The organism is Streptococcus sp. HMSC072D07, assembly GCF_001814835.1.
GTDB lineage: Bacteria > Bacillota > Bacilli > Lactobacillales > Streptococcaceae > Streptococcus.
The window spans coordinates 315,548-335,024 of the sequence record NZ_KV818036.1; the positions used below are offsets into that span (position 1 = coordinate 315,548).

22 protein-coding genes and 2 riboswitches are annotated in these 19,477 nt (G+C 42.3%); of the genes, 6 read left to right on the forward strand and 16 right to left on the reverse strand.

Translation table 11 applies throughout. The annotated features are described in order from the left end of the window. The 6 genes from tenA to lctO form a co-directional block, all read right to left on the reverse strand. Positions 1–693 carry a thiaminase II gene (gene tenA, locus HMPREF2991_RS02350; protein ID WP_000397196.1) on the reverse strand — a complete coding sequence of 231 codons (693 nt, stop codon included), beginning with the start codon at positions 691–693 and terminating at the stop codon, positions 1–3. A gap of 10 nt (positions 694–703) precedes the next feature. Further along, entirely contained in the window at positions 704–1,354 is a 651-nt protein-coding gene (locus HMPREF2991_RS02355) for an energy-coupling factor transporter transmembrane component T (RefSeq protein WP_070683346.1), read from the reverse strand. A 1-nt stretch (position 1,355) separates the two neighbouring features. Continuing rightward, entirely contained in the window at positions 1,356–2,741 is a 1,386-nt protein-coding gene (locus tag HMPREF2991_RS02360; RefSeq protein ID WP_070683348.1) for an ATP-binding cassette domain-containing protein, read from the reverse strand. After that, positions 2,742–3,302, reverse strand: coding sequence for an ECF transporter S component (locus HMPREF2991_RS02365; protein ID WP_070569067.1), 561 nt, complete (start codon positions 3,300–3,302; stop codon positions 2,742–2,744). It abuts the gene before it with no gap. 158 nt (positions 3,303–3,460) lie between these two features. Beyond that, positions 3,461–3,549: riboswitch (TPP riboswitch) on the reverse strand. A 123-nt stretch (positions 3,550–3,672) separates the two neighbouring features. After that, positions 3,673–4,341, reverse strand: coding sequence for a TenA family protein (locus HMPREF2991_RS02370; RefSeq protein WP_070569070.1), 669 nt, complete (start codon positions 4,339–4,341; stop codon positions 3,673–3,675). Positions 4,342–4,568: 227 nt separating this feature from the next. Next, positions 4,569–4,657, reverse strand: a riboswitch (TPP riboswitch). 148 nt (positions 4,658–4,805) lie between these two features. Further along, on the reverse strand, positions 4,806–5,942 hold the full coding sequence (lctO, locus tag HMPREF2991_RS02375; protein WP_070569072.1) for an L-lactate oxidase: 1,137 nt from the start codon (positions 5,940–5,942) through the stop codon (positions 4,806–4,808). Positions 5,943–6,151: 209 nt separating this feature from the next. On the opposite strand from lctO, the gene HMPREF2991_RS02380 reads away from it, so the two are divergent. Genes HMPREF2991_RS02380 through HMPREF2991_RS02395 form a run of 4 tightly spaced genes read left to right on the forward strand, consistent with a single transcriptional unit; the run spans position 6,152 to position 9,106 of the window. Beyond that, positions 6,152–6,832 carry an amino acid ABC transporter permease gene (locus HMPREF2991_RS02380; RefSeq protein WP_070569220.1) on the forward strand — a complete coding sequence of 227 codons (681 nt, stop codon included), beginning with the start codon at positions 6,152–6,154 and terminating at the stop codon, positions 6,830–6,832. Next, complete coding sequence (locus HMPREF2991_RS02385) at positions 6,792–7,469, forward strand: amino acid ABC transporter permease (protein ID WP_033629423.1); 678 nt, start codon at positions 6,792–6,794, stop codon at positions 7,467–7,469. Before HMPREF2991_RS02380 ends, HMPREF2991_RS02385 begins: the two co-directional genes overlap by 41 nt. Then, entirely contained in the window at positions 7,470–8,228 is a 759-nt protein-coding gene (locus HMPREF2991_RS02390) for an amino acid ABC transporter ATP-binding protein (protein WP_070569078.1), read from the forward strand. It begins immediately after the preceding gene. A gap of 11 nt (positions 8,229–8,239) precedes the next feature. Further along, positions 8,240–9,106 (forward strand): cysteine ABC transporter substrate-binding protein, encoded by an 867-nt coding sequence (locus HMPREF2991_RS02395; RefSeq protein WP_070569081.1) that lies wholly within the window; start codon positions 8,240–8,242, stop codon positions 9,104–9,106. Between the two features lie 56 nt (positions 9,107–9,162). On the opposite strand, the gene pyrE is transcribed toward HMPREF2991_RS02395, so the two are convergent. From pyrE to typA, 7 genes are all read right to left on the reverse strand, one after another. Beyond that, positions 9,163–9,795 carry an orotate phosphoribosyltransferase gene (gene pyrE / locus HMPREF2991_RS02400; protein WP_042902544.1) on the reverse strand — a complete coding sequence of 211 codons (633 nt, stop codon included), beginning with the start codon at positions 9,793–9,795 and terminating at the stop codon, positions 9,163–9,165. A 33-nt stretch (positions 9,796–9,828) separates the two neighbouring features. Beyond that, a complete protein-coding gene (pyrF, locus tag HMPREF2991_RS02405) occupies positions 9,829–10,530 on the reverse strand; it encodes an orotidine-5'-phosphate decarboxylase (protein WP_042769050.1) in 702 nt (233 codons plus the stop codon). A gap of 245 nt (positions 10,531–10,775) precedes the next feature. Further along, positions 10,776–11,930: a cell division protein FtsQ/DivIB gene (locus HMPREF2991_RS02410; protein ID WP_042902545.1), complete on the reverse strand. Its 1,155-nt coding sequence runs from the start codon at positions 11,928–11,930 to the stop codon at positions 10,776–10,778. A gap of 9 nt (positions 11,931–11,939) precedes the next feature. Further along, entirely contained in the window at positions 11,940–12,998 is a 1,059-nt protein-coding gene (locus tag HMPREF2991_RS02415) for a UDP-N-acetylglucosamine--N-acetylmuramyl-(pentapeptide) pyrophosphoryl-undecaprenol N-acetylglucosamine transferase (RefSeq protein ID WP_070569085.1), read from the reverse strand. A 1-nt stretch (position 12,999) separates the two neighbouring features. After that, a complete protein-coding gene (gene murD / locus HMPREF2991_RS02420; RefSeq protein WP_070569088.1) occupies positions 13,000–14,352 on the reverse strand; it encodes a UDP-N-acetylmuramoyl-L-alanine--D-glutamate ligase in 1,353 nt (450 codons plus the stop codon). Positions 14,353–14,469: 117 nt separating this feature from the next. Beyond that, positions 14,470–14,724: a DUF3165 family protein gene (locus HMPREF2991_RS02425; protein ID WP_000262660.1), complete on the reverse strand. Its 255-nt coding sequence runs from the start codon at positions 14,722–14,724 to the stop codon at positions 14,470–14,472. Positions 14,725–14,743: 19 nt separating this feature from the next. Continuing rightward, a complete protein-coding gene (gene typA, locus HMPREF2991_RS02430; protein WP_000164119.1) occupies positions 14,744–16,585 on the reverse strand; it encodes a translational GTPase TypA in 1,842 nt (613 codons plus the stop codon). A 158-nt stretch (positions 16,586–16,743) separates the two neighbouring features. On the opposite strand from typA, the gene HMPREF2991_RS02435 reads away from it, so the two are divergent. Next, entirely contained in the window at positions 16,744–17,469 is a 726-nt protein-coding gene (locus tag HMPREF2991_RS02435) for a 16S rRNA pseudouridine(516) synthase (RefSeq protein ID WP_070569091.1), read from the forward strand. Between the two features lie 40 nt (positions 17,470–17,509). Here the strand turns inward: HMPREF2991_RS02435 and HMPREF2991_RS02440 are convergent, their stop codons facing one another. The 3 genes from HMPREF2991_RS02440 to HMPREF2991_RS02450 form a co-directional block, all read right to left on the reverse strand. Next, complete coding sequence (locus HMPREF2991_RS02440; RefSeq protein ID WP_070569094.1) at positions 17,510–17,743, reverse strand: hypothetical protein; 234 nt, start codon at positions 17,741–17,743, stop codon at positions 17,510–17,512. Positions 17,744–17,829: 86 nt separating this feature from the next. Continuing rightward, on the reverse strand, positions 17,830–18,210 hold the full coding sequence (locus tag HMPREF2991_RS02445; RefSeq protein WP_070569096.1) for a rhodanese-like domain-containing protein: 381 nt from the start codon (positions 18,208–18,210) through the stop codon (positions 17,830–17,832). Continuing rightward, positions 18,207–18,440 carry a YqgQ family protein gene (locus tag HMPREF2991_RS02450; protein ID WP_044135604.1) on the reverse strand — a complete coding sequence of 78 codons (234 nt, stop codon included), beginning with the start codon at positions 18,438–18,440 and terminating at the stop codon, positions 18,207–18,209. The genes HMPREF2991_RS02445 and HMPREF2991_RS02450 overlap by 4 nt, the downstream gene beginning before the upstream one ends. 102 nt (positions 18,441–18,542) lie before the next feature. On the opposite strand from HMPREF2991_RS02450, the gene HMPREF2991_RS02455 reads away from it, so the two are divergent. Then, entirely contained in the window at positions 18,543–19,451 is a 909-nt protein-coding gene (locus HMPREF2991_RS02455; RefSeq protein ID WP_001222584.1) for a LysR family transcriptional regulator, read from the forward strand. Positions 19,452–19,477: the final 26 nt, after the last annotated feature.

Below are 19,477 nucleotides of genomic sequence, written 5' to 3' on the forward strand. Positions count from 1 at the left end.
CTATTTCTTCTCTTTTTCTAAGGATTGCAAATCACTCGTCCAGGTTTGATGTTGGTAAGCCATCTCCCAAAACTTAGCTTCCATGTGGACACTTCGGTGGAAGGCCTCTAGCATTTTTTGTTTGTCTGTCTCGTTGCTTTCGCGATAGAGCTGATTGACCAGGGCTTCTTCCTCTTTAATCTGCTGTTCTAACTCATCGGTGATATAGGTCTCAATCCACTGTTGATAAAGAGGATTCGGGGATGGTTTGCGATTAAGTGCCTTGCCCAAATCATGGTATAACCAAGGACATGGAAGCAAACTAGCAAAAGCAATGCCCAAGTTTGGCTCTGCAAACTGGCGATAAATATGAGAAATGTAATGATAACAGGTTGGAGCGATTGGATGTTGCTCCATTTCCTGGTAGCTGATTCCTAATTCCATGAAAAATTGTTGGCGGATAAACAACTCACCCTCCACTAGACTCTGGGCATTTTGTTTCAAGAGTCTTTTCATCTCTTGGTTTGAAGTCTTATCAGCCAAGAGGTGATAGGCTTCTGAAAAAGACTTCAGGTAGTAGGCATCCTGAATCAGGTAATAGCGGAAAATAGAAGGTTCTAAATTCCCCTCTTGTAACTGTAAAACAAAGGGGTGATGAAAGGAAGCCTGCCAAGCTTCCTTGGATAATTCCATCGCAATATCTGTAAATTCCATAATAACTCCTTTATAGAAATAAACTGGTTTGAAGCAATAAAAAGAACAGCAGGTAGATCAATTTTGTCCTCTGAGAAATATAAAAAGTCCGATAGCGATTCTCCAACTGTGCATGCTCATCATATCCATGTGCAGACAAAGCTCTCAGGTAAAGATGGCGCCACCTAAAGACTGTCATCAGAACCTTACTGTAAATCAGGGGAGACCAAACATGCAATTTTTGACCACGCAATAAGCAAGCTTCCTTGAGGGACTTGATTTCTTGTTGAATGAGGGGAAAGGCATTGAATACCACAATTAAGGCATAGGCCCAAGACCGTGATAACCCCTTTTGAGCCAAGTACAAGAGAAGCTCTTTTAAGGAAATACTGGAAACAAAGACAAGACCGATACAAACCGTCACAAAGGCCCTCGTTCCAAGTATCACTGCCTGCGAAGCATCCCCATGTAACTGTACTGCCCAGTAATTGGCAAAAGATGGTAAAATGGCGAGCAAGAGCATCCAAGCCAACAATTTAAATCGACGGTAGTAGAGCATGAAGAGAATGCAAAATGCGACTACTGAAAGATTAAGAGCAATCGAAGGAATGAAAGATGTTTCCAAGGATAAAATTAGAAAGAAGAGACCGATTATCGGTGTCTGGGTTGCTACTTTGACCATACTACTTCACCTCCCCTTGAGTATTGATACTCCGAGATGTGAGAGGTTTGCTGATGGTCACGTCTTTGAGATGACTAAGCCCCTCACTCGTCATCTCAATCCAATAATCAACCACAGAAATCAAGGGATCTAAACGATGGCTAATGATCAGAAAACTTCTTCCTTGATTTCTGTCCTCCAGAATCCACTGACAAAAGTAGTCGCAGGCTCTATCATCCAAACCAGCAAATGGCTCATCTAGCAAGATCACAGAAGCCTTGCTGGTCAAGATGGTCAAAAGCTGAAGAATCTTTTGTTGACCACCACTTAATTGATAGGGACTCTTATCAAGCGCCTGCTCCAGATTAAAATATCGTAAAGCTTGGAGAATCCGCTGATTTCTTTCAGAGTCTGGACTATCTAATTGCAGTTCCTCTCGCAGACTGACTCGGATAAACTGCTTCTCAGCTTCCTGAACAACACCTGTCAAGTCACGATACAAACTCTTTTTCTTTTTCAGGACCGAACCCTTCCAAGTAATGCGCCCTTTATACTTTTGAAATTGAAGAATTGAGCGAAAGAGGGTTGATTTCCCGACACCATTATCACCCAAGATACAAGAAATTCCTTGGTAGAATGTAAAATCAGAAATGGAAAAGAGGGGGCGATAATCTAGCTCACAAGTCGTTCTGTCCATGTGGAATAGTTCTGGGCTAGGAGCAACTTTCTTTGAAGCAACCTGTGTCATCTCAGAGCAAGGGATTTGAAACACCTCCCTTAACTGGCCGTCTCTTAGCTCCACCATATGGTCGATATAGGCTTCATAGTCTGATAAATCATGGTCGCACAGGATGACTGTCTTCCCATTAGAGACCAACTCTTTTAGAATCTCTAGGATCTCTAGCCTACTTTTTCGATCAATGGAAGCAAAGGGTTCATCCAAGAGATAGACCCTAGGGTTCATAGCAAAAAGAACAGCCAGTGCAGCCTTTTGCTTTTCCCCACCTGATAAGTGATGAATGGGACGGTGCAAAATCGCCTTGCAGCGACATTGCCGGACCACCTCAGCTATTTTAGCATCAATTTCCTGAACGGGATGCCCAATATTTTCCAAGGTAAAAATCAGCTCTTCAAACAAGTTCTCCATGGTAAATTGATGATTGGGATTTTGAAAGAGAATGCCAACCGTCTGGACACGTTCGACGATAGAAAGCTGACTGACCTGACTCCCATCTATCAGGACTTGACCACTATAGGGAAGAGAACTGACTTGAGCGATAATTTGAAAGAGACTGGATTTTCCTGAACCACTGCTCCCAACTAACAAGGTAAAAGCTTGCGCATGAAAAGTAAAATCAATCGGTTCCGAAAAGATTGGGGATTGAATCCCTCTTAATTCCAGGCCCATCTATGCCTTTCCTCCAGCTGCAAACTGATGATAGAGTTTGACAATGGCACGAACCAAAATGGTACAGAAGAAAAAGACAGAAACAAAGCGAACCACAAGCAAGGACAGGACAAAAGGAAGAGAGAAGGCATAGTAACCTAATTTAATGTATTCATAGACAAAGCTAAAAAGGGTAATCCCAATACTATTGGCAGTTAGAGAGAGCCAACTTTCATAGCGATTCTTGGTCACAAGAAAGCCAAATTCACTTCCCAAACCTTGAACCAAGCCAGACAACAGAGCACCTAGACCGAATTGGCTACCATATAGGACTTCCGCAAGCGCAGCTAGCACTTCTCCAATCGTTGCACTTCCGACTCTTGGAACAAAGATGGCCGCAATGGGCGCAGCCATACACCAGAGACCAAAGAGGATTTCATTGGCAAAAGCCTGTAAACCAAGAGGGGCCAAGATTAGGGTGAGGATATCAAATAGATAGCCTGAACCCACAAAAACGCCACCAAAAAAGATAGACAAGAAAGCAAGCAAGATAACATCTTTTAACTGCCATTTTTTCAACATAAAAAACTCCTTTTTTAAAGAAAAGTGGGGCATTCAAGAAGAGCTACCAAAAGGCTTGCGGTCAAGCCTATCCTCTTTTGATAAACAAAAAAACTCCAATTACAAACGAGAATTAGAGTTTAGCTTACAAGATTAGACAGTTCTTTTCGACATACGAAAAAAACCTTTTCACATTTCCCTTCGCCAGTATTAACTGTATCAGGTTCAATGGGTATCATCTCAGCCTAAAGCACCCCAAATGTCTTTATTATTTAATTACTGGACCAGTATAACAGAATTTGAAAGCCCTAGCAAGATATTTGACTGAAAAATATATTTATATAGTTTGTTTGTTCATTCTTTTGATCTACATAAAAGTATTGAATCTGTCCTATAATTCATAACCAATATCAAAAAAAGCTAATTCCAAAGCAACTGCTTGATTCCAGCGTTCCTGAAGTCCTGTCAAATCTTCTCGATTTTTCCCGACACGATTAAGTTCATCAACTAGAAATTGAACCCACTCTGCAAAGAAAGGACCTCTATGTAGATTAATCCATTCCGAATGAATATAGGCTTCAGGTAGTGCCAAATCTTTAGAACCCCAGTCTAAATAGAGAGCTTCTGCAATGACCAGCATGACCAAAAGATGAGCATAGTCTGATGAAGTCACAGCAGAATACATTAGCTCCTGAAACGCTTTTGTTACAGGATGCAAGGTCACTTCTAAATAGTCATTCTCTGCTACTTTTAACTCTTTGAAAGCCTTTTGGAAATAACCATCTTCATCAGCTTCAAGAAAGCCTAATTGCTTGGCAAAACGAAGTTTGGATTCAAGCTGGTCTGCGTGAGCTACACAGGCACCCAGCATGGATAAGAAGGCATCAAAGAAGTGATAATCTTGAATCAGGTAGTCTTTTAAGACCTTATTCTCAATTGTCCCCGCAAAAAGTTCCTTAACAAAACGATGATTGATTGCAGCCTGCCAATCCTTCTGACTGCTTTTTAATAATTCTCCAACGGTCAAACCCGGCTGAAATGCATAGTCTTGTGTTTCCATATTACTTTTCCTTTCTTTACTCCTTAGTAATCAATAAAATATCAAGAGATACCAAGCAAAATCGTAATTCCACTTGATACTTTTAAAGAACATCGAGGGCATTCAAGGAGAGCTACCGAAAGGCTCGTCGTCAGGCCTATCCTCTTTTGATAAACAAAAAAACTCCAATTACAAACGAGAATTAGAGTTTAGCTTACAAGATTAGACAGTTCTTTTCGACATACGAAAAAAACCTTTTCACATTTCCCTTCGCCAGTATTAACTGTATCAGGTTCAATGGGTATCATCTCAGCCTAAAGCACCCCAAATGTCTTTATTATTTAATTACTGGACCAGTATAACAGAAATTGAAAGTCCTAGCAAGATATTTGATTGGAAAATATATTTATATAGTTTCTAATAACGATTTATTCTTTCTATACACGAAGAAAAACCTCCACATAAGGTGGAGGCCGTCTTCTTTATCAATACAATTTTAAGTCACGAGGATCAACTGGGAAGGTTGGGTTGTATGGATTGTGACGGAGTTTGAAGTGTTTGACATCCTCAATAGTCTGAGTTCCAGATAACTGCATGACTGTCTTCAATTCTGCATTCAAGTGCTCAAAGACTTGACGCACACCAACACTACCACCAAGAGCCAAACCATAAATCACAGGGCGACCAATGGCTACCAAGTCTGCTCCTGAAGCCAAGGCTTTAAAGACGTGTTGACCGCGACGAACACCAGAGTCAAAGACAATTGGCACACGTTTATCAACTGCTTCAGCCACTTCTTGAAGTGAGTCAAAGGCAGCTGGTCCACCGTCGATTTGGCGGCCACCGTGGTTGGTTACCCAGATACCAGAAGCACCTGCGGCAAGAGAGCGTTCAACGTCCTCACGGCATTGTGGTCCCTTGACATACACAGGAAGTCCTGAGTATGCAGCGATAAATTCGACATCACGTGGAGACAAGCGTTGTTTGGCTGACTTGTAAACAAAGTCCATTGATTTTCCAGCACCTTCTGGCAGGTATTCCTCAACAATCGGCATGCCAACTGGGAAGACAAAACCATTGCGCTTATCAACCTCACGATTGCCCCCTACAGTTGCATCTGCCGTCAAGACAATCGCTTTGTAGCCTTCATCCTTCACACGGTCCATGATGTGGCGGTTGATCCCATCATCTTTACTAAAGTAAAATTGGAACCAGTGAGGTGTCCCTTGAAGAGCTTCCGTAATTTCTGGAAGGTCAACAGTAGAGTAGGAACTAGTTGTATAGAGAGAACCAAACTCATGCACACCACGCGCAGTAGCCACTTCACCCTGTTCATTTGCTAATTTATGAGCCGCAACAGGCGCCATAATGATGGGTGAAGACAATTTTTCACCTGCAAATTCAATCTCTGTACTTGGATTTTCAACATCGCAAAGCGTATGCGGAACGATGAGTTTGTGGTTAAAGGCACGGATGTTCTCGCGTAAAGTGAAAGTATCCTCTGCTCCACTAGCGATATAACCAAAGGCAGCTTTAGGAATAACTTGTTGCGCCATTGGCTCCAAATCATAAGTGTTAATAAAATCTACAGGTCCTTCTGCATTGCTTGTTTTATATGACATAAAGTGTCCTCCTTATTAAGTAAGCGTTTACTTTTTCTTACATAAACTATCTTACCTCTTTTTCAGAATCCTTTCAAAAATTTTGTCTGGAAATTTCAAACTACAGAGATGATAAATATTTTCTATCATTGTGATAAAAAATTCATATTATCCAAACATGCCCTTTAGTGCTACAATAGCTATATTATTCCTAGATGGGAGGTTCTATTTTGGATTGGTCCATTGTTGAACAATATTTACCACTCTATCAAAAGGCATTCTTTCTGACCTTACATATCGCAGTTTGGGGAATTCTGGGTTCTTTTCTTGTTGGTCTAATCGTTAGTGTCATTCGGTATTATCGCGTTCCTATCTTTTCACAGCTAGCAACAGCTTATATAGAATTGTCACGAAACACGCCCCTTTTGATTCAGCTCTTCTTCCTCTACTTCGGGCTTCCCCGAATAGGGATTGTTCTTTCTTCAGAAGTCTGTGCAACAGTCGGACTCATCTTTTTAGGTGGCTCCTACATGGCTGAATCTTTCAGAAGCGGACTGGAAGCAGTTAGTCAAACCCAGCACGAGATTGGTCTAGCCATTGGTCTAACGCCTATACAGGTCTTTCGCTATGTGGTTCTTCCGCAAGCGACTGCGGTAGCCCTACCGTCCTTTAGTGCCAATGTCATTTTTCTCATCAAAGAAACCTCTGTCTTCTCTGCGGTAGCCTTAGCCGATCTCATGTACGTCGCCAAGGACTTGATTGGACTCTATTATGAGACAGACATTGCACTAGCCATGTTGGTAGTTGCTTACCTGATCATGCTTCTACCCATCTCTCTAGTCTTTAGCTGGATAGAAAGGAGGCTCCGCCATGCAGGATTCGGGAATGCAAGTACTCTTTCAGGGAAATAATCTCCTGCGTATTCTACAGGGATTGGGTGTCACGATTGGAATTTCCATTCTCTCCGTCCTTCTATCAATGATTTTCGGAACAGTCATGGGAATCATCATGACCTCCCATTCTAGAGTTATTCGTTTTTTAACACGCTTTTATCTGGAATTTATCCGTATCATGCCCCAGCTGGTACTACTTTTCATCGTTTATTTCGGCTTAGCTCGAAACTTTAATATCAATATCTCAGGCGAGACTTCGGCTATTATTGTTTTTACCCTCTGGGGAACAGCTGAAATGGGGGACTTGGTACGTGGAGCCATCACTTCCCTCCCTAAACATCAGTTTGAAAGCGGACAGGCTCTGGGCTTGACCAACTTGCAGCTTTACTATCACATTATCATTCCACAGGTCTTGAGAAGATTGCTACCACAAGCCATCAACCTTGTCACTCGGATGATCAAAACGACTTCCTTGGTTGTCTTGATTGGGGTTGTTGAAGTTACCAAGGTTGGACAACAAATCATCGACAGCAATCGCTTGACCATCCCAACCGCTTCCTTTTGGATTTATGGAACCATTCTGGTCCTGTATTTCGCAGTCTGTTTTCCTATTTCCAAACTATCCACTCACTTAGAAAAACATTGGAGGAACTAAATGTCTGAAACTATTTTAGAAATCAAGGACCTAAAAAAATCCTTTGGAGACAATCCCATCCTCCAAGGTCTTTCTCTGGATATCAAAAAGGGGGAAGTCGTCGTCATTCTAGGGCCATCTGGTTGCGGAAAAAGCACTCTCCTTCGTTGCCTCAATGGCTTAGAAACCATACAAGGTGGAGATATTCTTCTGGATGGCCAGTCTATTGCTGGCAATCAGAAAAACTTTCACCTGGTTCGTCAAAAGATTGGCATGGTCTTTCAAAGTTATGAACTCTTTCCTCACCTAGATGTCCTTCAAAACCTCATATTAGGCCCTATCAAAGCTCAGGGACGAGACAAGAAAGAAGTAACGGCGGAAGCTTTGCAACTACTGGAACGTGTGGGTTTGCTTGATAAAAAAGACAGTTTTGCTCGCCAATTATCTGGTGGACAGAAACAACGAGTGGCGATTGTCCGTGCCCTTCTTATGCATCCAGAAATTATCCTCTTTGACGAAGTGACGGCTTCACTGGATCCCGAAATGGTGCGTGAAGTTCTGGAACTCATCAATGACTTGGCTCAAGAAGGGCGCACCATGATTCTGGTAACCCACGAAATGCAGTTTGCCCAAGCTATTGCAGATCGTATTATCTTCCTCGACCAAGGGAAAATCGCTGAAGAAGGAACGGCTCAAGACTTCTTTACCAATCCACAAACCAAACGAGCACAGGAATTTTTAAACGTCTTTGACTTTAGCCAGTTCGGCTCATATCTATAAAGGAGATTTTTATGAAACTACTCAAACCAATTCTAACTGTTTTTGCCCTAGCCTTTGCGCTTATCTTTGTCACAGCTTGTAGCTCAGGTGGAAGTTCTGATGCTTCATCAGGAAAAACAACCGCCAAGGCCCGCACTATCGACGAAATCAAAAAAAGCGGTGAGCTTCGAATCGCGGTATTTGGAGACAAAAAACCATTTGGCTATGTTGACAACGACGGTTCTTACCAAGGCTACGATATTGAACTCGGGAACCAACTGGCACAAGACCTTAGTGTAAAGGTTAAATACGTCTCTGTTGATGCTGCCAACCGTGCGGAATACTTGATTTCAAACAAGGTGGATATCACACTTGCCAACTTCACAGTTACTGACGAAAGAAAGAAACAAGTTGACTTTGCCCTTCCTTACATGAAAGTTTCTCTCGGTGTCGTGTCTCCAAAAGATAAAGTCATCAAAGACGTTAAAGAATTAGAAGGCAAAACCTTGATTGTCACAAAAGGAACGACTGCTGAAACTTACTTTGAAAAAAATCACCCAGAAGTAAAACTCCAAAAATACGACCAATATAGCGATGCCTACCAAGCCCTTCTTGACGGACGTGGAGATGCCTTCTCTACTGACAATACGGAAGTCCTAGCTTGGGCTCTCGAAAATAAAGGATTTGAAGTAGGAATTTCTTCCCTCGGTGACCCAGATACTATTGCGCCAGCAGTTCAAAAGGGTAATCAAGAACTTCTTGACTACATCAACCAAGAAATTGAAAAATTAGGTAAAGAAAACTTCTTCCACAAAGCTTATGAAAAAACACTTCACCCAACCTACGGTGACGCTGCTAAAGCAGATGATCTAGTTGTTGAAGGTGGAAAAGTCGACTAATACTTTCCAAAAATAAAAAATCAGGTAATCCTTGTGACTACCTGATTTTCTATGTTTTAGGAATTTTGCCAATTTTCTTGGTCTTCTTTAAAGCGTTTTAGGAGAGCAAGTCCTTCTGGTGTGATGTAACCTTCTTCTTGGGCTAGGTGGATGAGTTCACTGTAGTTAGAAAGCGTCACCAATTTTACACCAGCATCCGCAAAATTCTTATCAGCTTTTGGCAATTGGTAGCTGAAAATCGCTACGACACCAAGAACATCGGCTCCTTCGCGTTTAGCAGCTGCTACGGCTTCAAGAACAGACCCACCCGTTGAAATGAGGTCTTCAACCACTACCATCTTTTGCCCCTTAGCTACACGACCTTCGATTTGGTTACCAGCTCCGTGGTCTTTTGGTTTGCTGCGGATATAGGCAAAAGGCAAGTTCATCTTGTCAGCAATGATAGCTCCGTGTGGAATTCCTGCTGTCGCAGTTCCTGCAATCACTTCTACTTCTGGAAATTCTGCTTTAATAGCTTCCACAAAACCATTTTCAATCAAGGTACGAGTTTCTGGATAGGCAAGCGTCACACGGTTGTCAGTATAAATCGGCGATTTGATACCTGATGCCCAAGTGAAAGGTTCTTCTGGTTTGAGGTAAACGGCTTGGATTTTCAAGAGGTGGCTAGCGATATCTTTAGCAAGTGTCATAGTATTCTCCTTTTGTTTTTATAATCTATTTCTTTAATTTCTGTCTTGGTTCCATTCATCCTTGATAGCATGATAAGCTGCAACAGGATCCTCAGCTTGGGTAATGGGACGTCCTACTACGATATAGTCACTACCGATTTGATAAGCGTCCGCTGGCGTCATGACGCGTTTTTGGTCCCCAACCGCAGCTCCCGCTGGACGGATTCCCGGTGTCAAACAGATAAAATCTGAATTGGTAGCCTGCTTGATGAGTTGCACTTCCTGAGCCGAGCAAACGACACCATCCAAGCCCGCTTCAGCTGTCTTCTTGGCATAGTGAATCACAGACTCTTGCAGGCTGGTTTGGATATTTTGAAAATCCTGCATCTGGCTTTCCGACGTTGATGTCAGCTGGGTCACAGCGATCAATTTGGCTTGTGTCCCCAGACCTTCACGCGCAGCTTTCATCATCTCCACACCACCTGCAGCATGAACATTGGTCATGTCCACACCAAGCTGAGACAAGACCTTCATGGCAGATTTGACTGTATTGGGAATGTCATGTAGCTTGAGGTCCAAAAAGACACTATGCCCCAGTGACTTCAAATAACGGACAACTTCTGGACCTTCCGCATAATAAAGCTCCATCCCTACTTTTAGATAAAGACTTTCTTCTGCTGGGAAAAGAGATAAAAATTCCTTGACTGCCTCAAAACTAGGAAAATCAAGAGCAATAACTGGACGATGTTCACGCATACCTTTCTCCTTTTACCTTTACGAGCAAGAGAGTATGGTCAAAAATAAACCACGAAAAAAGGAACCTGCCAACAGCAAGGTTCCACGAAAAATGGGTAGTCTCCACCCTTTCACCGTCTAACCTTAGCTGCCTCTCTGGACTGCTTTAAAGGTTTTTTTCTATTCTATTATTTATAGTAGGACTTGTCAAGCAAAAACTCGAAACTAGACTTCTATACCATTCAAAATTAAGAGGAAAAGTTAGTCTAACGACTCTGTGATTGCTGGCTCGTTTGGCTTTGATTTCCTTGTTCTTCTTGTTTTTTCTTTTCTTCTTCCTGTTTTTTCTTCTCAGCTTCCTTGGCCTCTTGTTTGGCTTTTTCCTCAGCTTCTTCTATCAGTTTATCTGCTATAGTATAGCTGTATACTCCAGCTTCCATATCGACTACACTCGGTTCTGACAATTGTGGCTTGATTTTGCTGTAATAAGGTAATTTTTTGCTCAATTCTGATAGGGGAACCAAAACCTCATCTGTATCCAGCATGGTAATTTTTAAAAGATCTGCTGTTGCCTTGCTCGGCGCTAATTCGATTTTCTGGATTTGACTCTTGATATCCTCACTGATAGTAGACAATCCCGTTATCAGCTCTTTCACCTGCTGCTCATCGTTAAAGGTAACTGTCAGATAAGTCTCAGGCAAGTTTAAGCGATCAACAGGAGTTGACTCTACTGTACCACTAGAAAGAATAGGATAATGTTCTTCACCAGACACATAATAACCAACAATATCAAATTCCTTAACCTCAATCGTAAAGTTAGTCGGAAATTGATAGTTAATCTTCGCTGATTCTATCCAATGATTGGACTTGATTCGCTCAGCGTATTTTTCCTTATCCAACAATAGGGCTAAAGTATAGTCGCTATCTTGAATTCCAGAAGCCTGTTTGATATCATCCGCCTGCGTGTTACTATTTCCCTTAACCTCGATATTTTTGATGGTCGAAAGTGGAGTCAATAGATAGACTGAAAGAAGGAGGACCAGGACACTGGGTACCAAGATACTCACAGCTCGCCAAATATGAACAGGCGCAATTTTAGGCTTGGCAGGTTTTTCTGGTTTCTCTGGTTTCTTCTTCTCTTTTTCCTCTTTGACTTTCCGGTCATCCTTTTGAGATTTTTCTTCTTTTTCGGATGGTTCCTTGCTTGGACTTGAGGCTTCCTCAACTGACTCACTCGATGATTTCTTGGATTCCTCCAGTAGTTTCGAGTTGGCTTCCTTACGAGCTTGTTTTTCCTTTTCCTTCTCTTCAGCTAGGGCAGCTTCTTCCTCAGCCTTCTTCTTCAGGTATTCCTGGTTTCGTTTCTGCCATTCAGACAATTCTTGCTTGGGGTTTGATTCTTTTTTCTTATCCTTTGACATTGATATTCCTTATGCTAGGTCTTTTCTTAATAGATCGTAAAAATCTGCAAGAGATTTCAATTCAGTCGAAGCTTTCATGCTAGCTTGGTACTGATCCTTGTGACTAAGCAAGTGACTCAGTTTCTCCTCCAAGCTTTCCAAGGTCAAGTCACTTTCTTGAAGTTCTTCTGCGTAGCCTTTCTTAACAAAATAAGCTGCATTTTCAATCTGGTCTCCTCGACTTGCTTCACGACCCAATGGTACGATGAGATGGAGTTTCGCCATGGCCAAGAGTTCAAAAATCGTATTAGCACCGCCACGCGTTACCACCACATCTGCCATCTCCATCAAGGGTTGATAGAGATCCGTCACATAATCAACACGAAAGAGATTTTGACTCAACTCATTGAGGCTAGAATCTCCAGTGAGATTGATAATATTGTAGCGTTCGGTCAGTTCTTGCTTATGATCTGTCACCAATTGGTTAAATACACGAGCTCCTGCAGAACCTCCGACAAATAATATGGTTGGCAATTTAGGATTAAAGTGGGTTTGGATATCCACCAATTCATCTGGTTCAGGAGTTTTTTGGTCTGAAACCTTGGTCACCGCCCCCACATGCTCAACCTTAGACAAACTTGAAGCCTGCTCAAAGGTTGAATACATCTTCGTCGCAAATTTATAGGCGATTTTATTGGCCAATCCCATAGAAAGGTCCGATTCGTGAATAAAGACAGGCACTCCTGACACTCGCGCTGCGATAACCGGCGGTACAGAGACAAATCCCCCCTTTGAAAAAAGAGCCTGTGGACGCAGTCGTAACATGATAAAGAGGGATTGGACAATTCCCCAGCCAACTTTGAAGACGTCCAGCATATTTTGCCAAGAGAAATAGCGACGCAACTTCCCAGTCGCAATGGAGTGGAAGGTCACATTCAAGCCTGACTTGAGGATTTCTTGGTGTTCGATCCCGTGTTTATCACCAATATAGTGAACTTCCCAACCGTCTTCGATGAACTTAGGCATTAACAAAAGGTTGAGGGTGACATGTCCAACCGTCCCCCCACCTGTAAAGACAATTTTTTTCATATTATTCCTTTAACTCCGCTACTGTGTCGATAAAGAGGTCGCCACGTACTTCAAAGTTAGCATACATATCCCAGCTAGCATTGGCAGGACTGAGGAGAACCACATCTCCTTGAGTCGCGAGCTCATAAGCCTTGTGGGTCGCATCAGCAATATCTGTCGCATCTACATAAGCCACACCAGCCTTATCCGCTGCCCGTTTGACACGTTCTGCAGACTGACCGAGGATAACCATCTTCTTGAGCCCAGTAATATCTGGCACCAATTCGTCAAACTCATTGCCACGGTCCAAACCACCTGCAATTAAGATAACCTTACTATTGTCAAATCCTGACAAGGCTTTTTGAGTAGCCAAGATATTGGTTGACTTGCTATCGTTATAGAATTTGACACCCTGAATTTCATCCACAAATTGGAGACGGTGTTTGACACCACCAAAGGCTGAAAGAGTTTCCTTGATGGTTTGGTTGTCTACACCACGAAGCTTGGCTACAGCAATGGTCGCAAGGGCATTTTCTACATTGTGGCTACCTGGAACACCGATTTCACTAGCTGCCATAACCACTTCTCCACGGAAGTAGAGTTGACCATCTTCCAGATAAGCTCCATCAACCTTTTCCTGTGTTGAAAATGGTACAACAGTGGCTTGTGTTTTGCTAGCCAATTCTTTTGCCAAGTCTTGGTTAAAGTTCAATACAAGGAAATCATCCGCTGTCATCCTGTTCTGGATATTCCACTTAGCTGCCACATACTCCTCAAAAGAACCATGGTAGTCAATATGAGTGGGCATGAGGTTGGTAATAACCGCAATCTCAGGATGGAATTCTTGAACACCCATCAGTTGGAAAGAAGAAAGTTCCATGACGAGCGTGTCCTTGGCTGTCGCAGTTTGAGCCACTTGACTAGCAGGATAGCCGATATTCCCTGATAAGAGACCATGTTGACCAGCAGCAGTTAAAACTTCCCCAATCATCGTCGTTGTGGTTGTTTTCCCATTTGAACCAGTAATACCGATAATTGGCGCATCTGAAATCAAATAAGCCAATTCCACCTCAGTCAAGACTGGAATCCCCTTTGCCAGAGCCTTCTCAATCATGGGATTGCTATACGGGATACCTGGATTTTTCACCATCAGAGCGAAATCTTCATCCAAGAGCTCCAAAGGATGCCCACCAGTGACAACCTTGATCCCATCTTCCAGCAAGCTTTGAGCAGCAGGATTTTCCTCAAAAGGCTTGCCATCATTTACTGTCACAATAGCACCCAGCTTGTCTAGCAAACGGGCCGCAGACTCACCAGACTTAGCCAAACCTAAAACAAGGACTTTCTTATTTTTAAATTGATCGATTACTTTCATGTCTCAAACTCCATTTCTACTCCTACTATTTTACCATTTTTATGGAAATAATACTAAACGAAAATGCTCTAATCCTCATTCTGACATCGAAAAAGAGAGCCATAGCTCTCTTTCTATTTATCTTCTTTTGCTCTTTTTTACAGGCATAAGCGTAATGTCTCTCAAGCTAAAGTAGGCTAGAGCCAGCATGGCGATTGTGACAAAGAATTCTGTCGGTAATTGGAAGATTTGCAAGATGGACAACATCAGCAAAATCAAGAGAGCAACAACTACAAAGACCAAGATAACGATGTTGACTGTTCCTTTGATACTTTGGGGTGTCGCAAATACATAGAGTAGTAATAAGAGTATCCCTATGATTAAATAGACCATCTTTATCTCTTTCTAGCTCTTATTCAGCTGATTTTTTCTTTTTGTTAGCTTTCTCACGCTCTGCCTTGTTAAGGATTTGCTTACGCAAACGGATAGACTCAGGCGTTACTTCCATGTACTCATCGTCATTCAAGAACTCAAGAGACTCTTCAAGGGTCAAGATACGAGGTGTCTTGATAACCGCTGTTTGGTCCTTAGTAGCTGAACGAACGTTTGTCATTTGTTTGGCCTTAGTGATGTTAACTGTCAAGTCGTTTTCACGAGAGTTTTCACCGATGATCATTCCTTCGTAAACCTCAGTACCTGGGTTGACAAAGATTGTACCACGTTCTTCGATAGACATGATTGAGTATGTTGTAGCCTTACCAGCATCAATAGAAACAAGAGCACCACGGTGACGTCCACCAATTTCTCCTGGAATCAATGGCAAGTATTGGTCAAAGGTATGGTTCATGATACCGTAACCACGAGTCATTGACAAGAACTCAGTTGAGTATCCAATCAAACCACGCGCTGGAACAAGGAAGACCAAACGAGTTTGACCATTACCAGTTGAAATCATATCCAACATTTCACCCTTACGTTCAGAAAGGCTTTGGATAACAGAACCTTGGTATTCTTCTGGAGTATCGATTTGCACACGTTCAAATGGCTCACATTTAACACCGTCGATTTCTTTTACGATAACTTCTGGACGAGATACTTGAAGTTCATAACCCTCACGACGCATGGTTTCGATCAGGATTGACAAGTGCAATTCTCCACGTCCTGAGACAGTCCATTTATCTGGTGAGTCCGTTGGGTCAACACGAAGGGAAACGTCTGTTTGTAATTCTGCTTGCAAGCGTTCTTCTACCTTACGAGAAGTCACCCATTTACCTTCTTTACCAGCAAATGGTGAGTTGTTTACCAAGAAGGTCATTTGAAGCGTTGGCTCATCGATGTGAAGGATTGGAAGAGGCTCAACTGCATCTGTCGGTGTAATCGTCTCACCAACAAAGATATCTTCCATACCTGATACGGCAATCAAGTCACCTGCTTTAGCTTCTTGGATTTCACGACGTTCCAAGCCAAAGAAACCGAAGAGTTTTGTAACACGGAAGTTCTTCGTTGTACCATCTAGTTTAGAAAGGGTAACTTGGTCCCCAACTTTCACACTACCACGGAAGACACGACCGATACCGATACGACCTACGAAGTCATTGTAGTCCAAAAGTGAGACTTGGAACTGCAAAGGTTCATCTGAGTTGTCCACTGGAGCAGGGATATGGTCGATAATGGTATCAAAGATTGGCGCCATTGTTTTTTCTTGATCAGCTGGATCATCTGACAATGAAGAAGTCCCGTTGATAGCTGAAGCATACACCACTGGGAAATCAAGCTGGTCATCGTCTGCACCAAGCTCAATGAAGAGCTCCAATACTTCGTCTACTACTTCTGCTGGACGAGCTGATGGTTTGTCGATTTTGTTAACAACCACGATTGGGACAAGGTCTTGTTCCAAGGCTTTTTTCAATACGAAACGAGTCTGTGGCATTGTTCCTTCGTAGGCATCTACGACCAAGACAACACCATCAACCATTTTCATGATACGCTCCACTTCTCCACCAAAGTCCGCGTGTCCTGGTGTGTCCATGATGTTGATGCGTGTGCCATTGTATGCTACAGCAGTATTTTTGGCAAGAATTGTAATTCCACGCTCTTTTTCGATATCGTTTGAGTCCATAGCGCGCTCTGCCAATTCAGTACGTGCATCAAGCGTTTCTGATTGTTTCAACAATTCGTCAACGAGGGTTGTTTTCCCGTGGTCAACGTGGGCGATAATCGCAATGTTACGGATATCTTCTCTTAATTTTGTCATGATTTCCTCTAATATTTAAATTTTTATTTCTAACTGAACAATTATACCACAGTCTCATTCAAAAATCACAGTTCAGCTAAGTGTAAATGTTTTCACTCTGCTTTTCTAGTCAAGGCAACTCTTTTCAAAGTCAGAGACTTATGATATGATAAGCTGGTATGCGTTTAGATAGATTATTAGCCCAAGAAATGGTCAGTCGCAAGGCTATGAAACAGGCTCTGTTAAAAAAAGAAATCCTAGTGGATGATTATCCAGCTCGCTCCCTCGCCCAAAATGTTGATACAGGATTGCAAAAACTAGTCTTTCAAGGACGGCAAATCCAAGGCTACGAGCACACCTACCTCATGCTTCATAAGCCAAATGGAGTCGTTACAGCCAGCAAGGATAAGAAACTCCCAACCGTCATGGATCTCCTCCCACCTGACGGCCAGTCTGACCAGCTCTATGCCGTTGGCAGATTAGACCGCGATACGACGGGACTCCTCCTTTTGACAGACAATGGACCTTTAGGATTCCAACTCCTTCATCCCCAGTACCATGTCGATAAATTCTATCAAGTGGTAGTAAACGGACCGCTCACGTCAGACCATATCCAAAAATTCAAAGATGGGATTGTCTTTTTAGATGGGACCACTTGTAAACCAGCTCAGCTTGAAATTCTGTCCTCAAGCCCATCAGAGAGCCATGCCTCCATCACCATCTCAGAAGGGAAGTTTCATCAGATCAAAAAAATGTTCCTCTCAGTCGGTGTCAAGGTGACTGCCCTAAAACGAGTCCATTTCGGTGACTTTACATTAGACCCAGAACTAGCAGAAGGGCAATTCCGCCCCTTGAATCCAGAGGAATCGGAAATCATTAAAAACTACTTAGAGAAAAGTGGATAAAAGAAAAAAGCTTTATGTTTAAAGCTTTTTTTGTTTTTACTTATCTAAAAACTAATGCGATGGCTGCAATCCAGTTAAGTACAGAAATTACAAGTCCTACGATATTGAGAATTTTTTCTGTTTTATAGTCTAGTCCAGATTCTTTTTGGTATGAAAAAGCCAAGACCAATCCTATGATCCCCAAAATCAGACCCACTATTGGCGATAGCAAACCAAGGACGATAGATAAGATACCTAAAATAAGTGAAGGTTTTTTCTTTTGTTGTGAATTCATATTACAAAATCTCCTTAAATTTAATATAAATGATGATACCATAAAATGCTAGCTTTATCTATCATTCGACAGTTTTTTACAGAATCTTAGCTAGTCTTGACCTTCCCAATCCAAGAATCCAATCCATAAGAAAGGATATAAATCTCAGAGAAACCTTGTTTCTTCAAATAAAGTGCTGCATTGGTCACTCGTTGTCCGCGTTGGTTTTCGTAGAGAAGGACAGGTTTATCCTTACGAAGGGCTGCAAGGCTTGACTTCAACTGATTTGAAGGAATATTGCGAGCTCCGAGGATATGTTTTCTGTGAAATTCTGCTGGTTCACGGACATCAATCAATTGCCCTTTTCGAATCAAGGCTTCAAATTCTGCATTATCCACAATCTTAGCCGCACGACGAATACGAAGGTAGTTATAACCCATCCATGCCGCCATCGCTAGTACGATTCCCCACAAAACCCAAATTGTCATAAGTTCTTATCTCCATTTTTCTCTATGTAGTCTAATTCTATCTTGTGCTCTCTACGAAGAACAGCTTCCGCCTCTAGATAGTCTAGCTTGTCCATCAGACCTGCATCATAGATCCGAGAGAGTTCGAGCTTCATCAGTTCAATATCATACAAGCGCTTCCCCATGTATACAATAATGCCAAACTGTTTGAGAAATTGCTGCACATCATAGAATGTTTTCATAGCTTCCATTTTAGCAGATTCTAGACTTTTTTTCAATACTGGACAGGCTCTTTCCCCCTATTTTCTTCGTCTTCATTGCCCATTCTTCCGCAAGTATGGTACAATAAAAACATGAGAATTCAACAACTACACTATATTATCAAAATCGTCGAAACTGGCTCTATGAATGAGGCGGCCAAGCAGCTCTTTATCACCCAACCCAGTCTCTCTAATGCTGTTAGAGACTTGGAAAATGAAATGGGTATTGAAATCTTTATCCGCAATCCCAAGGGCATTACCTTGACCCGTGATGGGATGGAGTTTCTCTCCTATGCCCGTCAAGTTGTCGAGCAAACCCAGCTTCTGGAGGAACGCTATAAAAATCCTGTCGCCCACCGCGAACTTTTCAGCGTTTCCTCTCAGCACTATGCTTTTGTAGTTAATGCCTTTGTCTCTCTGCTCAAGAAAAGTGATATGGAAAAATACGAGCTCTTCCTTCGTGAAACTCGGACTTGGGAGATTATCGACGATGTCAAGAATTTCCGTAGCGAGGTCGGTGTCCTCTTTTTAAACAGCTACAACCGCGATGTTTTAACGAAAATGCTAGATGACAATCACCTGCTAGCGCACCACCTCTTTACCGCTCAACCCCATATCTTTGTCAGCAAGACCAACCCTCTAGCTAAAAAAGACAAGGTCAAACTGGCTGATTTGGAAGACTTTCCTTATCTGAGTTACGACCAGGGGACGCACAACTCCTTCTACTTTTCAGAGGAGATTCTTTCACAAGAGCACCACAAGAAATCCATTGTTGTCAGTGACCGTGCCACCCTCTTTAACCTTTTGATTGGTTTGGATGGTTACACCATTGCAACAGGAATTTTGAACAGTAACCTCAACGGGGACAATATCGTTTCCATTCCGTTGGACATCGACGACCCGATTGAACTAGTCTATATCCAGCATGAAAAAACCAGCCTGTCTAAGATGGGCGAACGCTTTATCGAATACTTACTAGAAGAAGTTCAATTCGATAATTAATAGGAAAAATGAAAAAGAGAAAAAGA

Bases quoted from the DNA above. Each gene is read 5' to 3' on its own strand.
- pyrF (WP_042769050.1), bottom strand. From the start codon at position 10,530: ATGCGTGAACATCGTCCAGTTATTGCTCTTGATTTTCCTAGTTTTGAG.
- HMPREF2991_RS02355 (WP_070683346.1), bottom strand. From the start codon at position 1,354: ATGGTCAAAGTAGCAACCCAGACACCGATAATCGGTCTCTTCTTTCTA.
- HMPREF2991_RS02410 (WP_042902545.1), bottom strand. From the start codon at position 11,930: ATGTCAAAGGATAAGAAAAAAGAATCAAACCCCAAGCAAGAATTGTCT.
- HMPREF2991_RS02395 (WP_070569081.1), top strand. From the start codon at position 8,240: ATGAAACTACTCAAACCAATTCTAACTGTTTTTGCCCTAGCCTTTGCG.
- HMPREF2991_RS02390 (WP_070569078.1), top strand. From the start codon at position 7,470: ATGTCTGAAACTATTTTAGAAATCAAGGACCTAAAAAAATCCTTTGGA.
- tenA (WP_000397196.1), bottom strand. From the start codon at position 693: ATGGAATTTACAGATATTGCGATGGAATTATCCAAGGAAGCTTGGCAG.
- typA (WP_000164119.1), bottom strand. From the start codon at position 16,585: ATGACAAAATTAAGAGAAGATATCCGTAACATTGCGATTATCGCCCAC.
- HMPREF2991_RS02425 (WP_000262660.1), bottom strand. From the start codon at position 14,724: ATGGTCTATTTAATCATAGGGATACTCTTATTACTACTCTATGTATTT.
- HMPREF2991_RS02365 (WP_070569067.1), bottom strand. From the start codon at position 3,302: ATGTTGAAAAAATGGCAGTTAAAAGATGTTATCTTGCTTGCTTTCTTG.
- HMPREF2991_RS02415 (WP_070569085.1), bottom strand. From the start codon at position 12,998: ATGAAAAAAATTGTCTTTACAGGTGGGGGGACGGTTGGACATGTCACC.
- lctO (WP_070569072.1), bottom strand. From the start codon at position 5,942: ATGTCATATAAAACAAGCAATGCAGAAGGACCTGTAGATTTTATTAAC.
- HMPREF2991_RS02440 (WP_070569094.1), bottom strand. From the start codon at position 17,743: ATGAATTCACAACAAAAGAAAAAACCTTCACTTATTTTAGGTATCTTA.
- HMPREF2991_RS02385 (WP_033629423.1), top strand. From the start codon at position 6,792: ATGCAGGATTCGGGAATGCAAGTACTCTTTCAGGGAAATAATCTCCTG.
- HMPREF2991_RS02450 (WP_044135604.1), bottom strand. From the start codon at position 18,440: ATGGAAGCTATGAAAACATTCTATGATGTGCAGCAATTTCTCAAACAG.
- HMPREF2991_RS02455 (WP_001222584.1), top strand. From the start codon at position 18,543: ATGAGAATTCAACAACTACACTATATTATCAAAATCGTCGAAACTGGC.
- HMPREF2991_RS02435 (WP_070569091.1), top strand. From the start codon at position 16,744: ATGCGTTTAGATAGATTATTAGCCCAAGAAATGGTCAGTCGCAAGGCT.
- pyrE (WP_042902544.1), bottom strand. From the start codon at position 9,795: ATGACACTTGCTAAAGATATCGCTAGCCACCTCTTGAAAATCCAAGCC.
- murD (WP_070569088.1), bottom strand. From the start codon at position 14,352: ATGAAAGTAATCGATCAATTTAAAAATAAGAAAGTCCTTGTTTTAGGT.
- HMPREF2991_RS02445 (WP_070569096.1), bottom strand. From the start codon at position 18,210: ATGACAATTTGGGTTTTGTGGGGAATCGTACTAGCGATGGCGGCATGG.
- HMPREF2991_RS02370 (WP_070569070.1), bottom strand. From the start codon at position 4,341: ATGGAAACACAAGACTATGCATTTCAGCCGGGTTTGACCGTTGGAGAA.
- HMPREF2991_RS02360 (WP_070683348.1), bottom strand. From the start codon at position 2,741: ATGGGCCTGGAATTAAGAGGGATTCAATCCCCAATCTTTTCGGAACCG.